Origin of the sequence: Thiomicrospira pelophila DSM 1534 (genome assembly GCF_000711195.1) — a bacterium.
Taxonomy (GTDB): Bacteria; Pseudomonadota; Gammaproteobacteria; order Thiomicrospirales; family Thiomicrospiraceae; genus Thiomicrospira; species Thiomicrospira pelophila.
In genome coordinates, this window is record NZ_JOMR01000001.1 from 1,143,927 (window position 1) to 1,160,849 (window position 16,923).

14 protein-coding genes are annotated in these 16,923 nt (G+C 43.4%); all 14 read left to right on the forward strand.

Annotated elements, in window-relative coordinates; genetic code table 11:
• Window positions 1-57 precede the first annotated feature (57 nt).
• Window positions 58-2,013, forward strand: a complete 1,956-nt coding sequence (gene acs, locus N746_RS0105515; RefSeq protein ID WP_029934650.1) for an acetate--CoA ligase — start codon at window positions 58-60, stop codon at window positions 2,011-2,013.
• Window positions 2,014-2,243: 230 nt separating this feature from the next.
• Entirely contained in the window at window positions 2,244-2,468 is a 225-nt protein-coding gene (locus tag N746_RS0105525; RefSeq protein ID WP_029934654.1) for a universal stress protein UspA, read from the forward strand.
• 1 nt (window position 2,469) lies between these two features.
• Window positions 2,470-4,086 (forward strand): sodium/solute symporter, encoded by a 1,617-nt coding sequence (locus N746_RS0105530; protein ID WP_029934655.1) that lies wholly within the window; start codon window positions 2,470-2,472, stop codon window positions 4,084-4,086.
• 77 nt (window positions 4,087-4,163) lie between these two features.
• Complete coding sequence (locus N746_RS0105535; RefSeq protein ID WP_029934656.1) at window positions 4,164-5,996, forward strand: putative nucleotidyltransferase substrate binding domain-containing protein; 1,833 nt, start codon at window positions 4,164-4,166, stop codon at window positions 5,994-5,996.
• On the forward strand, window positions 5,996-6,616 hold the full coding sequence (locus N746_RS0105540; RefSeq protein ID WP_029934657.1) for a 3'-5' exonuclease: 621 nt from the start codon (window positions 5,996-5,998) through the stop codon (window positions 6,614-6,616). Before N746_RS0105535 ends, N746_RS0105540 begins: the two co-directional genes overlap by 1 nt.
• Window positions 6,617-6,849: 233 nt before the next feature.
• Window positions 6,850-7,305: a ribosome maturation factor RimP gene (rimP, locus tag N746_RS0105545; protein ID WP_029934658.1), complete on the forward strand. Its 456-nt coding sequence runs from the start codon at window positions 6,850-6,852 to the stop codon at window positions 7,303-7,305.
• A gap of 12 nt (window positions 7,306-7,317) precedes the next feature.
• The gene (nusA, locus tag N746_RS0105550; protein WP_029934659.1) at window positions 7,318-8,805 is read left to right on the forward strand and encodes a transcription termination factor NusA; all 1,488 of its coding nucleotides are present in this window, start codon (window positions 7,318-7,320) and stop codon (window positions 8,803-8,805) included.
• A gap of 23 nt (window positions 8,806-8,828) precedes the next feature.
• Window positions 8,829-11,324, forward strand: a complete 2,496-nt coding sequence (gene infB / locus N746_RS0105555; protein ID WP_029934660.1) for a translation initiation factor IF-2 — start codon at window positions 8,829-8,831, stop codon at window positions 11,322-11,324.
• A 185-nt stretch (window positions 11,325-11,509) separates the two neighbouring features.
• A complete protein-coding gene (gene rbfA / locus N746_RS0105560; protein ID WP_029934661.1) occupies window positions 11,510-11,866 on the forward strand; it encodes a 30S ribosome-binding factor RbfA in 357 nt (118 codons plus the stop codon).
• 2 nt (window positions 11,867-11,868) lie between these two features.
• On the forward strand, window positions 11,869-12,801 hold the full coding sequence (truB, locus tag N746_RS0105565) for a tRNA pseudouridine(55) synthase TruB (protein ID WP_029934662.1): 933 nt from the start codon (window positions 11,869-11,871) through the stop codon (window positions 12,799-12,801).
• Window positions 12,791-13,621, forward strand: a complete 831-nt coding sequence (locus N746_RS0105570) for a methyltransferase domain-containing protein (RefSeq protein ID WP_051678536.1) — start codon at window positions 12,791-12,793, stop codon at window positions 13,619-13,621. Before truB ends, N746_RS0105570 begins: the two co-directional genes overlap by 11 nt.
• A complete protein-coding gene (locus tag N746_RS0105575) occupies window positions 13,618-14,109 on the forward strand; it encodes a Crp/Fnr family transcriptional regulator (RefSeq protein WP_051678537.1) in 492 nt (163 codons plus the stop codon). The genes N746_RS0105570 and N746_RS0105575 overlap by 4 nt, the downstream gene beginning before the upstream one ends.
• A gap of 114 nt (window positions 14,110-14,223) precedes the next feature.
• Window positions 14,224-14,490: a 30S ribosomal protein S15 gene (gene rpsO / locus N746_RS0105580; RefSeq protein WP_029934666.1), complete on the forward strand. Its 267-nt coding sequence runs from the start codon at window positions 14,224-14,226 to the stop codon at window positions 14,488-14,490.
• A gap of 257 nt (window positions 14,491-14,747) precedes the next feature.
• Entirely contained in the window at window positions 14,748-16,832 is a 2,085-nt protein-coding gene (gene pnp, locus N746_RS0105590) for a polyribonucleotide nucleotidyltransferase (RefSeq protein WP_029934670.1), read from the forward strand.
• Window positions 16,833-16,923 lie beyond the last annotated feature (91 nt).

The window sequence follows — 16,923 nt, forward strand, 5'->3', positions numbered from 1 at the left end:
GCGCTAAGCATTGTACAAGATCCTATTTTCGAATTTTTAGAGTGAGTGGAGGTGGAGATGTCTAACAATATTGAATCAATCCTAACCGAGAGCCGTGTTTTTGAGCCCTCAGAAATGATCAAGAGCCAAGCGGGCATCAATAAAGAAATTTTGGATGCGATGTATGAAAAAGCAGACAAAGATCACATTGGATTTTGGGCAGATTTAGCGCGCGAAAAACTAAGTTGGTCTAAGCCATTCACCCAGGCATTGGACGATTCAAAAGCCCCGCTTTATCGTTGGTTTAGTGATGGTGAGTTAAATGTCTCCTATAACTGTATTGACCGTCATTTGGAAAACAAAAGTGATAAGTTAGCGATTATTTTCGAAGGTGACCAAGGGGATGTGCATCATTACACCTACCAAGAGTTGCATGATGAAGTGGCGCGTTTTGCCAATGCTTTAACGGCGCAAGGCATTACTAAGGGTGATCGCGTTATTATCTATATGCCAATGATTCCACAAGCGGTATTTGCAATGCAAGCCTGTGCACGTATTGGGGCAATTCATTCTATCGTGTTTGGTGGCTTCTCGGCTGAGGCTTTAAGAGACCGTGTTGAAAATGCAGGTGCTAAGATGGTGATCACCACCGATGGTGGTTTGCGTGGTGGTAAATCAGTGCCACTTAAGGCTTCGGTGGATGAAGCCTTAGAGAAAGGTTGCGATACAGTTAAGAACGTGATTGTGTATCAGCGCACCAAGCAAGATGTCAATATGAAAGAAGGGCGTGATATTTGGTGGCATGAAGCCGAAGCCGGTATGAGCAATTATCACGACCCAGTGATGGTGAATGCCGATCATCCATTATTCTTGCTTTACACCTCTGGTTCAACTGGCACACCAAAAGGTATTCAACACGGTTCAGGTGGTTATTTGCTTAACGCCATGTTGACCAACGAATGGATGTTTGATCTAAAAGACAGTGATGTGTTTTGGTGTACCGCCGATGTGGGCTGGATTACCGGTCATAGTTACGTAGCCTATGGTCCGTTGGCAATGGGTCAAACCATCTTAATGTTTGAAGGTGTTCCGACTTATCCAGATGCGGGCCGTTTCTGGCAGATCTGTCAGGATCATGGTGTTACGGTGTTCTATACCGCACCAACCGCTATCCGTGCCTTAATGAAGTTTGGTAAAGAGGTTCCTGAGAAATATGACCTATCTAAATTACGTATTTTAGGTACCGTGGGCGAGCCGATTAATCCAGAAGCTTGGATGTGGTATCACGACGTGATTGGTCGTGGCGAGTGTCCGATTATTGATACTTGGTGGCAGACAGAAACGGGTGCTCATATGATTGCTCCTTTCCCAGGTGTGACACCATTAAAACCGGGCTCTTGTACGCGCCCATTACCTGGCATTGATGCCGTAGTGGTAGACGAAGAAGGCAATGAAATTGGTAATAACTCAGGTGGCTATTTAGTAGTACGCAAGCCTTGGCCTTCAATGCTACAGACTGTTTGGGGTGATGATCAGCGATATATCGACACCTATTATGCGAAGTTTAATAACAAATACTATGTAGTAGGTGACAGTGCGCACAAGGATGAAGATGGTTATATTTGGATTCTAGGGCGTATTGATGACGTTTTGAATGTATCCGGTCATCGTTTAGGCACAATGGAAATTGAATCGGCTTTAGTCGCGCATCCAAAAGTTGCTGAGGCCGCCGTGGTAGGCAAACCGCATGATGTAAAAGGTGAATCGGTATTTGCGTTTGTGGTATTGAACCAAGATTTACCAGAGGGAGCCGAACGTGATGCGATGGTAACGGAGTTACGTAATTGGGTGGCCAAAGAAATTGGTCCGATAGCGAAGCCGGATGATATTCGTTTTGGAACGAATTTACCTAAAACACGCTCCGGTAAGATTATGCGTCGTCTATTACGTACCTTGGCGAAAGGTGAAGAAATTACTCAAGATACGTCTACCCTGGAAGATCCAGGTATTTTGAAGCAATTCCAACAGAAGTAAAAAAAGCTAATTAAAATCTAATTTTATGCACAATTTTGAACAGTTTTTGGGCGTGCACAAAAAAATTCTGGTCAAATTGTGCAATTTTTTGTTGCGAATTTAACCCCAAAAAAAACATAATACGAAGCGAGGTCGATTTTAGCCCTAGATTCTAGAGGTAAAGTCGAATTTATATCAATTAGGAGAGTTTTAACTATGAATAAAACAATAAATGTTGTGGGAGGTTTCCTATGAATGGAAGTAAAGTAAAATTTGCCGCCATTCTATTGGCGATTTACACGGTATTATATTTTGGAGTGGCTTTGATGACATCGGCTACGTTTAAAGATATTGCCGCATTCGAAATAATTGGTTTGCCATTGGCTATTTGGGGTGGATTAATCATTATTATCTCAGGCGTAGTCATAACTCACCTTTATCTTAAAAAATCAGAATTAGAAGAAGGAGCTAATTAGTATGGAAAATATAGTAGCTCTTAGTGTTGTAATATTAGGCATATTATTATCGCTTTATATCAGTTATTTCCATCGCCGTTCAACAGCCAGAACAGCGGATTTTTATGTTGCTGGTGGTGGTATTTCCCCACGTGTTAACGGTATGGCCATGTTTGGTGACTATGCCAGTGCCGCAAGTTTCTTAGGTGTCGCGGGTGCCGTAGCCTTAATGGGTGTTGACGGTTGGTGGCTAGCCATTGGTTTCTTTGCTGCATGGATTGTGGTTTTGCTCGTTATTGCAGGTCCATTGAAAAATGTTGGTAAATTTACTGTAGCTGACGTTTTGAACTCTCGTTACCAAGGTAGTGAGCGTGGTATTCGTTTGGTTGCCATGATCTCAACCTTAGTGCTTTGTGTTATGTATTTGGTACCACAGATTGTGGGCGCAGGTTTATTGTTCGGCCTGTTGCTTGACTGGGATTATTTGCCAACGGTCATCGTTACCGGTTCATTGATGGCGATTTTCGTTATCATGGGTGGTATGAAAGGTACCAGTTATAACCAAGCGGTACAGGGTGCGATTTTATTCGGTGCGCTAATTTTCTTACTAATTTTCGGTGTAGTGCACTTCTTCGGTGGTAACCCAGTAGGTATGGTTATCGAAGGTAAGGATATGGTTCCGCCTGTTTTAGCGGCAGGTAATGCTGAAGCGGTATCCGCGATTGCAGGTATGACGAATGCTGAAAGCGCCGTTGCTATTGAAACCGTGCGTGGCATTATGTCTGAAGCGCCTACTGCAATTACACCAGGTGTGCAGCTACGTAGCTTGATGGACAACGCCAGTTTGGTTTTAGCTTTGTTCTTGGGTGTATTGGGTCTGCCACATATTTTGATCCGTTTTTATACCGTTTCGAATGCAAAAGATGCGCGTAAATCAGCCCAGTTCACTATTTGGGGTCTAGCCATTTTCTACGCTAGTGTATTCTTTGTTGGTTTGATTGCTATGTACGCCTTGTACCCAACTTTAGTTGAGTTGATTGCTAGTGGTCAGCGTGGTGTAGCAACTAACATGACGATGCCAATGTTAGGTGAGATGATGGGTGGTCAATTGCTAATGGGTGTGATTGCCGCTGGTGCAATGGCCGCGATGTTAAGTACCTCTGCCGGCTTATTGATCTCTGCGACGACGAGTTTGTCACATGATTTGTTTAAAGGTGTGATTCACCCTAATTCAACCGATGAGCAGCAAGTACGTTTTGCAAAAGCAGGGGCGGCTGTGTTAGCCGTTATCGCTATCGCGATGTCAATTTGGTTGAAAGAACAAAACGTGGCCATGTTGGTTGCGATGTGTTTTGGTATTGCAGCTAGTACGTTCGCTCCAGCTTTAGTATTTGCAGTTTGGTGGAAGCGTATGACAAGCCAGGCAGTAATTTGGGGTATGGCTGCTGGTCTAGTCTCTTCTTTACTGTTTACGTTTGCTCGTTTCTTCGGCGAAGCATCAATGCTAGGCTTAGATGTACTGGTTAACCCAGCACTTTACTCTGTGCCATTTGCGGTATTGGTTACGATTGTTGTTAGTTTCATAACAAGCGATCGTGGTAATACGGATGAGTTTATGGCGCAAGCCCATGGTAAATAAGTTTCTTAAAACAGAAATTTAAACCATAATAAAGGGGAGCTTCGGCTCCCTTTTTTTATTTGTTTTATGAGGTGTTTATGTCTATTGTTGAACAAGTCAGCTTTTTAACAAAAATTCATCCGTTTGATCGGTTGAGCACGACGCATTTAAATGAAGCGGCGGCGGCATTAGATGTTGTGTATTTTCCATTAAATGCCAAGATCCCTTTGGATTTAATGGAAAATGCATTTATCTATATTGTGATTAAAGGGCGAGTTTCTGAGTGCATGGGCGAGGATGGTAGTGGTCAGTGTGGACTCTATGGAATTAACTCACAGTTTGGCGCCTCAACCCTGCTGGATCAGAAAGCTAGGTTGAGTTATCAGGCTATTGAAGAAACGTTGGCTTATCGTTTACCTTTTGCTACTTTTCAGAATCTGCTTAAACATAATCCGGAGTTTGAATCATTTTATTTTAATGATATTACCCAGAAACTCAGTCATTTTCACCGTCAATTACAAATCGAATCATCGAGTGAAGCGATGATGGATGCGGTTAAAATTGCACCACTACACGCTTTAGTTGAAATAAGCAGTCAAACCAGTATTAAAGAATGTGTTGAGCGGATGGAGGCTGAAAAAACGGATGCTTGCTTGGTGAGTGATAATGATCGTTTGGGCGTGATTACATCCTCCGATCTTTTAAGAGGTCTCGCGATTCAGGGTTTTGATTTAAGCAGCCCCGTTAATGATTTGGTCAGTTACCCGGTCATTTCAATTAATCAAAATGACTACTTGTTTAATGCTTTATTAAAAATGACACGATACGGTGTAGACCGTTTAATGGTGCGAGATAAACAAGGCTTTATTGGCGTCTTACACCAAAAAGAGTTAATGAGTCTGTTTGCTAACCAATCAGGCCTGGTGATGTTAACGCTCGAACGTGCTGAGTGTTTTGATGATCTGAAAAAAGTCACCCAACAGGTTGATGAACTGGTCGCAGGTTTGTCTAATAAAGGCGTAAAAACCCATTATATCGCTAAGTTAGTGAATGAATTGCATCGCAAACTTCAAGCTAAGCTTTGGCAGATTTTGGATCAAAAACAACAGTTTTCTGACGCAACATTTATCGTTATGGGTAGTGAAGGGCGTTCTGAACAAGTCGTGCGTACGGATCAAGATAATGCGGTCATACATGCAGACCACCTTGATTCAAAGGCTTTGATGTCGTTTTGCCAAACCTATTCAGCCAAATTAATTGAATTAGGGTTTCCGCCATGTCCGGGTGGAATTATGGTGTCCAACCCACAGTGGTGTGTAAGCGAGAGTGCATTTGAATCTCAGATAATTGATTGGTTTGAACGTCCATCATTGCAAAGTTTTATGAGCTTGGCCATTCTGTTTGATGCTCAAACCGTTCACGGTGATGCTGAACGTTTGATAAGAATCAAAGCGGTTCTGCAGAAACAAGTACAAAAACGTCAAATGTTTTTGGCGCAATTTGCACGTAGTGTCCTTCAGTTTGACACGCCAATCGGGTTATTTGGGCGGTTAATTACGGAAAAAGATGAAGGTCATTCTATTGATTTAAAAAAAGGCGGCATTTTTCCGATTGTGCATGGTGTGCGTTGTTTAGCGATGGAAAAAGGGATTGAAAAAACAAACACCCACTGGCGCATTCGAGAGTTGATTAATCAACACGTTTTTGATGAAGCCTTTGGGGTTGAGTTGGGGGAAACCTTAAACTTTTTAAATACCTTAAGGCTAGAGTCTATGCTGGAAAAGAAGTCGCGAGAAAAAGTCGTCGACAATTCAATTGAGACCGATCATCTAAATCATTTTCAACAGGATCTTTTAAAAGATGCATTTAGTGTCGTGCATAAGTTTAAAAAAATGATTGAACAACATTTTAAAATGGATGGTGCGATCTAATGTTGGCAAGGCTGCACCAGGCCTGGTTGAAAAGGCGTCTCAAAATTCCCGATTATTGTTTTCTATTTGAGGCGGCTGAGGACCAGGATGTAGTTTGTTTTGACTGTGAAACCACAGGCTTGGATACCAAAACAGATAAAATAATATCCCTTAGTGCAATCAAGATCCGACGAAATCAAATTTTATCGAGTCAAAGCTTAAATCTTAAGTTTAAACAGCAACACAGTATTAACCCTGAAAGCATTGTTATTCACCGTTTACGCAATGTTGATGTCGTGGTTGGACTTGATGAAATAGAGGCGATTAAGCAATTTATTGAGTTTATTGGTTCAAGGCCTTTGGTTGGGTATTATTTGGAGTTTGATATGGCGATGGTTAACGCAATAATTAAGCCTTGGTTGGGTATAAAATTACCGAATAAACAAATTGAAGTCTCAGAGCTATACCATAAACAGTTCTACCAAGACTGGCTGCAGCCTGAACATGAAGTTTTTGATCTTAGTTTTAATGCTATTCTGGATAGATTAGATCTGCCCAAAATGGGCCAACATGATGCATTTAACGATGCTTTAATGACCGCGATGATTTACGTTAAGTTGCAGGATTTAAGTGGTTCATAGTTTGCTAATTCAAAGTGTAAAGATTTAAAGATATTTGCTTAAAACTCTGTAAATAAAGGCTTTCGCCTTGACAGAATCTGATTCTAGGAGTATTCTTAGCGCAGTTTTTCTGAAATGTATTTTTCAAAAAGCGGTTACAGGTAAGTTATAATCTTAATTTAACCGTTTTTTGGCCTTAGAGAACCCCGTTTTTACGGGGTTTTTTGTTGGTTTTTTTTGACTATAGGTGAAGTGTGACGTTAGAACAAAAAATTGAATCGCTTGTCGCTCCTGCGATTGAAGCCCTAGGAATGGATTTATGGGGCTGCGAATATATCCCGGCCGGTAAAGATTCAACCTTGCGTATTTATATTGATCGTCCCGGTGTCGGTGTCACGGTTGATGATTGTGCAAAAGTGAGTCGTCAGGTGAGTGCGATCATGGATGTTGAAGATCCGATTTCAGCGGCTTATCTGCTTGAAATCTCATCGCCGGGTATGGAGCGCCCTTTGTTCAAGCCCGAACATTACACACCCTATATTGGTAAAACAGTAAATGTACGTGCGCGCTCACCTATTATGGGGCGCCGCAAGTTTAAAGGGGAATTGATCCAAGCGGATCAAGACCAAATCGAGGTGGAAGTGGATCGTGAAGTATATGAGATTCCATTTTCGAGTATTGATAAAGCAAATTTAGTCGTAGAACTGTAAGGCGGTTGAATCATGAGTAAAGAAGTATTATCCGTTGTTGAAATCATGTCTAACGAAAAAGGCGTGGATGAAGAAATCATTTTTGAGGCGATTGAAACCGCTTTAGCGATGGCGACCACCAAAAGTTATGATGACAAGATAGATGCACGTGTTGAGATCGACCGTCATACAGGTGACTACAAAACCTTCCGTCGTTGGTTAGTGATTGAAGACGATGTGGCTATTGAAGGTGAAGCGGGTTTATATATTCGTATGATGGATGCGGTGGATGTTGATCCACACGCTCAGCCAGACGAGTATGTTGAAGAGGAAATTGAATCCATTGAGTTTGGCCGTATTGGTGCTCAAACGGCTAAACAAGTGATCATTCAGAAAGTCCGCGAAGCCGAACGCAAAAAAGTGGTTGAAGACTATTCAGGACGTGTTGGTGAAATCCTAACCGGCCAAGTTAAACGCGTTGATCGCGGTGATGTGATTCTGGATATGGGCGATAACGTTGATGCCATTATTCCACGCAGTGAATTGGTCGCGCGTGAAACCTTCCGTATCGGTGATCGTGTGCGTGCTTATTTAAAAGAAGTCAGCTTCCGTCCACGTGGCCCACAGTTGTTTATGTCGCGTGCTTGTAAAGAAATGCTGATGGAATTGTTTAAAATTGAAGTACCCGAGATTGGTGATGATTTAATTGACATTATGGCCGCCGCGCGTGATGTCGGTTTCCGTGCCAAAATCGCTGTGCGTGCAAATGACCCGCGCCTAGATCCAATTGGTGCTTGTGTGGGTATGCGTGGTGGCCGTGTTCAAGCGGTTACTAACGAGTTGAATGGCGAACGTATTGATATTATTCAGTGGGATCCAAACGATGCTCAGTTTGTTATCAACGCGATGGCACCCGCTGAAATCACCTCAATTATGGTGGACGAAGATCGTCACGAAATGGATTTAGCGGTAGAGGACGAACAGTTATCTTTAGCAATTGGTAAAGGTGGCCAAAACATTCGTTTGGCATCTGAGTTAACCGGTTGGGAATTAAACATCATGTCAAAAACGGACATGGAAGAAAAACACAATAATGAAGCTGGTAAATACATCGACACCTTTGTAACCCTGCTTGAAGTTGACGAAGAGTTGGCTCAAGTATTGGTAGAAGAAGGCTTTACCACGATCGAAGAAGTGGCGTATGTACCGACCGCTGAAATGTTAGAAATTGATGGCTTTGACGAAGATTTAGTCAACGAGCTGAAGCAGCGCGCTAAAGACGCATTGTTAACGCAAGCCATTGTAAATGAAGAAAAAACCGCGCTTGCCGAGCCCGCTGATGATTTATTGGCGCTTGAAGGCATGAACGATGACATGGCCAAACAGTTGGCGTCTAAAGGCATAGTGACTCAAGAAGATTTAGCCGAGCTTGGTACGGATGAATTACTTGAGTTAGTCAATTTAGATGCAGACGCCGCTGCTGCGCTCATTATGAAAGCACGCGCACCATGGTTTGAATAACAGGAAAAGGGAGAGGCGAGATTATGGCCGAAGTATCGATATTAAAGTTTTCAGAAACACTCAACCTTTCTGTAGATAAATTATTAGCGCAGCTTGAAGCATCGGGCGTCAAAAACAAGACCAAAGATGATGCAATCAGCGAAGAAGAAAAACGCACTTTGTTGGCTTATCTAAAAAGCCTGCACGGGGATGTTGCAGAAGACGAGCCTAAAAAAGTTACTTTACGTCGTAAAGAAGTTAAGACATTAAATTTGTCATCAGGTTCAAATAAAAGAACAGTCAATGTTGAAGTACGTAAAAAGCGTACCTACGTTAAGCGTTCTGAGTTAGAAGAAACGAAGCCGGAAGAGATTGAAGAGGTAGCGGCGGTTACGACTGATGAAGTTAAAACCCCCGATGCTACACCTGAAACTACAACAGCCGTAGAAACCAAAGAGACGGTGGAAGCCACAACAGAAGCTAAGACAGCTGATACTAAGGCCGCTCAAGCAGCAGAGCCAGTGGTGGATCCAGCTACGGTTGAACCAGAAGCAGTGGTGGATTCTAAAAACGATAAAAAATCTAAAGCCAAAAAAGGCAAAACGCTTGATAGTCGTTTAGAAGATGGTCCACCTAAAGCTAAGAAAACCATTAAAACTAAAATTGTCAGTGATGATAATGAAAAAATGAGCTTGGGTCGTCGTAAGTCTAAGAAGCGTTTTGACTATAGAAAGCCAAGCAATTCACAAGCGGCGCATGATAATCAGCACGGTTTCCAAAAACCAGTTGGCCCGGTTGTGCGTGATGTCGCCATTCCTGAAACGATTCAGGTCGCCGAACTGGCTGATAAAATGTCGGTTAAGGTCGCCGAAGTAATTAAGTTTATGATGGGCATGGTCACCATTAACCAAGTGCTTGATCAGGAAACGGCCGCGATCGTGGTAGAAGAGCTAGGTCATAAGCCAGTTCTACTTAAAGAAAACGCGCTGGAAGAAGAAGTGCTACAGCAAGAATATCACGGTGAATTTGTTCACCGTGCACCGGTGGTCACTATCATGGGTCACGTTGACCATGGTAAAACCTCCTTGCTTGACCATATTCGTAAAGCCAAAGTAGCCACGGGTGAAGCCGGTGGGATTACCCAGCATATTGGTGCTTATCATGTTGAAACGCCAAATGGTGATATCACATTTATCGATACCCCGGGTCACCAGGCCTTTACCGCGATGCGTGCACGTGGTGCCAAAGTAACGGACATTGTGGTTATCGTTGTGGCAGCTGATGATGGTGTGATGCCGCAAACAAAAGAAGCCATTCAACATGCGAAAGCCGCAGGCGTTGGCATTGTGGTGGCGATCAACAAGATGGATAAAGAGGGCGCCAATCCTGACCGTGTATTACAAGAATTGGCAAACGAAGACGTCATCTCAGAAGAATGGGGTGGGGATATCCAGTTTGTACCTGTATCGGCTAAGACGGGTATGGGGATTGACGCCTTGCTAGAAGCGATTTTATTAAGTGCTGAAATTCTAGAGTTAGATGCGCCTACAGAAGGACATGCAAAAGGTGTGGTAATCGAATCGCGTCTAGATAAAGGTCGCGGTCCAGTCGCTACCGTATTGGTCCAGTCTGGTACCTTAAGAAAAGGCGATATCGCCTTGTGTGGTATGGAATTCGGTCGTGTACGTGCATTGGTGAACGAACAAGGCAAAGTTGTCGATAGCGCAGGCCCATCTTTCCCAGTTGAGATTTTAGGTCTATCTGGCGTACCGGCCGCGGGTGACGAAATGATCACGGTCGACAATGAGCGTAAAGCTCGTGAAGTCGCGTTGTTCCGTCAAGGTAAATATAAAGAAGTTAAGATCGCGCGTCAGCAAAGTGCTAAGTTGGATAATATGTTCAACAAGATGGCCGAGGGCGAAATGAAGACCGTCAATATCGTGCTAAAAGCCGATGTACAAGGTTCGATCGAAGCCATCAGTAATGCCTTAACCGATCTAAGTAACGACGAAGTACGTGTAACCGTCGTAAGCAGTGGCGTAGGTGGGATCACCGAAAGTGATGTAAACCTTGCCATTGCGTCCGATGCCTTAGTATTTGGTTTCAACGTGCGTGCGGATGCATCGGCTAAGCGTTTGATTGAACGTGAAGGTGTTGGCTTGTACTACTACAGCATTATTTATGAAGTAGTCGACGAAGTTAAACGCGCAATTGAAGGTAAGCTATCGGCTGAACAACGTGAAGAAATCATCGGTATTGCTGAAGTACGTGATGTATTTAAAGCACCTAAAATCGGCATGATTGCGGGTTGTATGGTTACCGAAGGTATTGTTGAACGTAGCCAGCCAATCCGTGTATTACGTGATAACGTGGTTATTTACGAAGGTGAACTTGAATCTTTACGTCGTTTTAAAGATGACGTGAAAGAAGTTCGTCAAGGTATGGAATGTGGTATTGGCGTGAAAGACTATAATGATGTTAAAGTTGGCGATCAAATCGAAGTCTTTAAGCGTTATGAAGTCAAGCGTACTTTAGATTAAGATTCTATTCTGGCCTTGTGTCTATTCATCGGTGCTTATCTACTCAGACAACAGCCGATGAAAAGCCGCAAGGTTAGGCGTTAAAGAAGACGTTTAAATAACTACATTAGAATGCCCTTCGGGGCATTTTGTTTTTACAGAAAACAAAATAACCAGGCCTGGTGGTCTGATGGAAATGGAAAATCATGAGTCAAGAATTTAGCCGCACCGATCGTGTGTCGCAAGAAATATTTCGTTTGTTATCAAACATGTTGCGTCGTGAGACCAAAGATCCACGCCTGCAAGGTTTGACCCTGACAGAATGTAAAGTCACGAAAGACATGAGCTTGGCGAAAATCTATTTTACCGTGCTGGGTGCTAAGTCTGGTGATGTTGAAGTGGAAGAGGCGATTAAAGCCTTAGAAAAAGCCAAAGGGTTTTTCCGCACCGAGCTGGGCAAACAATTACGTTTGCGTATTACGCCAAATTTACGTTTTTACCACGATACCGTTCCCGAACATGTTGATCACATTGAACAGTTGATCAAAAAGGCCCTGTATTAAGCATGGCGGCGAGAGGTAGACGAAAAAAAGTTGTCAATGGCATAGTGTTGGTTAATAAAGCGGCGGGCTTGACCTCAAGAGATGTCGTTCAAAAGGTCACCAGAATTTATTCGGCTAAAAAAGCGGGCCATACCGGCACCTTAGATCCATTTGCCACCGGATTGTTGCCAGTTTGTTTGGGTGAAGCAACAAAAGTCTCGGGATTATTACTCGCTTCTGACAAACGTTATATTGCCACCTTGGGGTTAGGGGTCGAAACGGATACCGGCGATCATGACGGCGAAATTATTGAACAGATGGCTGTGCCTGCTTTAACACGCGAAAAAATTGAATCGGTTTTAGAACGGTTTCGTGGTGAGATTTTACAAGTGCCCCCCATGTATTCGTCGCTTAAATTTGAAGGTAAATCCCTACATGTCTATGCCCGTAAAGGCATCGAAATTGAGCGTGAGCCGCGCCAAGTTCAGATTATGGAATTAAGCCTATTAGATTTCGATCAACACCAAATCCGTTTTGAAGTACATTGTTCAAAAGGCACTTATGTGCGGGTTTTGGGTGAAGATATTGCCAAGGCTTTAGGCACAGTAGGGCATCTAACCGCCTTGCACCGTACCCAAACCGGCGTGTTCAAAGCCGATATGATGCGTGATTTGGATGAAATCGCCATGTTTCGTGTTACTAATCTGTTACCGATTGATATTGCCTTGGTCGATTATGAAGCGATTTATCTCACAGTTGAACAAAAAAATCATCTATGGTTGGGCGGGTTTTTATTTGATGTAAAACCGCAAAACCCAGAAAAAGATTGCTTGGTACGATTATATAACGAGCATCAGCAGATTTTTGCGATTGGTGAGTGGCGTGCAGATAAACAACGCTTAAAAATAAAGCGTGGTTTTAACGTCGATCCAAGCCTCGACTCCCATGCTCAATAGTGACCACCAGGCCTGGTTAGACTGTCGTTCGTTGCAAGAATATAGTGCCGGGCACTTTCCCAATGCGGCGTTTTTTAGCTGGCCTGAATTACAACATCGTTTAAACGAATTGCCGGCCGCTCCAGCGAACTTGGGTTTAATCGCTCCCGAAGCTCAGCTGGGCTTAATCCTAACTTTTTTGCGTGAAAAAGGTTATAAAATTAGCGCCTGTTTAACCGATATTGAATTTGCTAATCTGAAAGCACCAGGCCTAGTGGTCGGAGTTAAATCCACACGTTTATGGTCGCCAAACCCCTTGTTGCAGCAAGTGAATGAAAAGAATCTACTGACGTTTTTGCACAGTGAACCATTAAACGCGCTAGATTTAGGTTGTGGCGGTGGACGTGATGCCGTGTATTTAGCTGAGCAGGGCTGGCAAGTTACCGCGATTGATCAGCAAGCTCGAGTGATTCAACGTGCCAAAACCCTAGCCAAACACAATGGGGTAGACGTGAATTGGCACTGTTGTGATCTACGTTCGCAAGATTGTTTGCCTAATCAATCGTTTGATTTAATCCTGATGAATCGTTTCCTTAATCGCAGCTTATATCCTTATATGCGCGCACATACCAGGCCTGGTGGTTATGTCTTGATTTCTACCTTTGCCGAGGGTGCCGAAGTCTTTGGCTCCCCCAAAAATCCCAATTTATTAATAAAAAAACACGAATTAGCAAAAGAATTTGCCGAGTTTGAAGTGATAGTTGATAAAATAAGCCGCATTGAAGATGGCCGCCCGGTTGCGTCCTTCTTGGCGCGACGATTAGAGGAGAATAAAACATGACGAATATGACAGCCACTGAACTTTTTGAATTTTTCCAGCAACACTTTATTTGCGAGTCATTAACTCGTAATGAGGTTGAAACCTTGACCAGTTACTTGCAAGAGAAAACTTACGAGCGTGATCAGATTATTTCAGACCTCGGTGAGGTGGGCGACTGCCTCATGTTTGTGATTCAAGGCAAAGTTGGCTTTACCAGTTATGATGGTCAGAACGAAGTGAATGTTGGCCATCAAGGTGAGGGTAGTTTGATTGGTGAAATGTCATTTTTCGACCGCAAACCACGTAATTTAAGAATGTATTGCTCCTCTAAAAAAGTCACCTTATTGGCCTTAACACGCTCCATGTACGACCGCCTAAAAGTCGAGCATCCATATATTGCGGTAAATATTCTTGAAAATGCCGTAGTCAGCTTAGATCATTTGGTGCGCGCAATGAGTGAATCCATGGCGCAGATCGAGCATTATATGCACGGCTATGGTAAGCATTAATTACGAAATTAGATTGAAAAACGCAATAAAATCTGTATAGTACGTCGTTCAGTTTCTGCTATCGGTTGCGGAAATTGACTTTTAATAAAAAACCGATCTCTAGGAGAGAAGATAATGTTTGATGCTGAAACTAAAGCAAAAATCATCGCTGAATATGGCGCAAACGCAAACGATTCAGGTTCAACTGAAGTTCAGGTTGCTTTGTTAACTCACCGTATTCAATACTTAACTGGTCACTTCAAAACGCATAAGCAAGACAATCACTCACGTGTTGGTCTACTACGTTTAGTTGGTCGTCGTCGTAAGTTGCTAGACTACTTACACAAAAAAGACGGTCAGCGTTATTTAGATTTGATCGCACGTCTTGGCTTACGTAAGTAAGATTTCAAGCTGCTAAAAAAGCCCCGCTTAGTCGGGGCTTTTTTGTAGGCGCAAGGCCAACAAAGTCTGTACAATATGTAGCTGAATAAAAACCTGATATTTTTGATTATTTAAACGAATTAACTGAAAACCCTTTATAACCTGAATCCCTAAACCCATCCGTTTTTATCCATCACCAGGACTGGTGGTTTGGCTTATTAACTAGGTGACTTTAGGGATTCAGGTTTCCAGTTAAAGCAAGCAGAAAGGAAACTCTGATGGCAAAACATGTAAAAAGCTTCCAGTATGGTCACCACACCATTACGTTAGAAACGGGCGAAATTGCGCGTCAAGCCGATGGTGCGGTTGTAATCGGCATGGGTGATACTCGCATTTTAGTCACGGTGGTCGGTGCTAAAAAAGCCAAAGAAGGCCAAGACTTCTTCCCCTTAACGGTTAACTACCAAGAAAAAGCCTACGCGGCCGGTAAAATCCCAGGTGGATTTTTAAAGCGTGAAGCGCGTCCATCGGAATTTGAAACCTTAACCTCGCGTTTGATTGACCGTCCTATTCGCCCACTGTTTCCAAAAGGCTTTATGAATGAAGTGCAGGTCGTGGCTACGGTATTAGCTTTAGACCCAGATGCGGGAACAGAAGTGGCGGCTATGTTAGGTACCTCAGCCGCTTTAGCCATATCTGGTATTCCATTTAATGGCCCGATTGGGGCGGCGATTGTCGGTTTCCGTGACGGCGAATATATCTTAAACCCATCGGTTCAACACCTTGATGAGTCAGATTTAGAGTTAAGTGTGGCCGGTACAGAATCAGCAGTATTAATGGTGGAATCTGAAGCCAGCGAACTACCAGAAGACGTGATGTTAGGCGCGGTCATGTTTGGTCACCAGCAGATGCAAGTGGCGATTCAAGCGATTCGTGAACTGGCTGAAGAAGTCGGTAAACCACGTTGGGATTGGCAACCAGTTGCCGAAAACACCGCATTAAAAGATCAAGTATTTAGCTTAATCCGTTCGGATGTTGAATCGGCTTATAACATTGCTGACAAAATGGCGCGTTACGCGGCTTTAGATGAAGCTAAAGCAAAACTAATTCAGACCTTGGCAGCCACGGAAGAAAATCCAGATGGGGCGTCAGAGAAAGAATTAGAAGGTTTATTTGGTAAATTACAAAAAGACATCGTGCGCGGCCGTAGCGTATCGGGTCAGCCACGTATTGATGGTCGTGATAACCAAACCATTCGTGGAATTGATTGCAAAGTTGGCGTATTGCCAAAAGTACACGGTTCAGCCTTGTTTACGCGTGGTGAAACCCAGGCGTTAGTTGTGACCACATTGGGTACCGAACAAGATGCCAAAATTGTTGACGAGCTAACCGGTTCTTACAAAGATCGCTTTATGTTGCATTACAACTTCCCTCCATATTCAGTTGGTGAGTGTGGTCGTATGGGTACACCAGGGCGTCGTGAAATTGGACACGGTATGTTAGCGCGTCGCGGCGTTGCGGCTATGCTACCGACAGCCGACGAGTTCCCTTATACCGTTCGTGTGGTGTCTGAAATTACCGAATCAAACGGTTCAAGCTCGATGGCGACCGTTTGTGGTACCAGTATGTCCTTAATGCACGCCGGGGTACCAATTGCGGCACCAGTAGCCGGTATTGCGATGGGTCTGATTAAAGAAGAATCAGGCTTTGCCGTTCTGTCAGACATTTTAGGTGACGAAGATCATCTAGGTGATATGGACTTTAAAGTAGCCGGGACGGATCAAGGTATTACCGCACTTCAAATGGATATTAAAATCGAAGGCATTACTGAAGAAATTATGCAAATCGCGCTAGATCAAGCGAAAGCAGGGCGTTTGCATATTTTGGGTGAAATGAATAAAGCCATTACCTCATCTAATACTGATGTCGCAGCAACGGCTCCACGTATTACCACGATTAAAGTTAAACCTGAAAAAGTGCGTGAAATCATCGGTAAAGGTGGCGCAACCATCCGTATGCTAACCGAGCAATCGGGTGCGGTCATCGAGCTAGACGACGATGGTACGGTGCGTATTGCAGCGTCCGATCAGTCCTGTGCGGATGATGCGATTGCGCGTATTATGCAGATCGTGGCTGAACCGGAAATCGGTAAAGTATATGATGCTAAAGTGGTTAAAATCGTCGATTTTGGCGCGTTTGTATCTTACATGCCAGGTCGTGAAGGCTTAGTTCACGTTTCGCAAATTTCGGATGAGCGTGTTGAGAATGTCGAAGACTATCTAAAAGAAGGTCAAGAGATCAAAGTGCGCTTAACAGAAATTGACAAACAGGGGCGTGTTAAGCTGTCAATCAAAGCGGTTTAAACAGCAGCCAACATACCAATACTCTGTTATGGACGTAGCTTGTTTTAAACCCTTGTTTAAACGAGTCACGTCCATATAGACATGAGTTTGC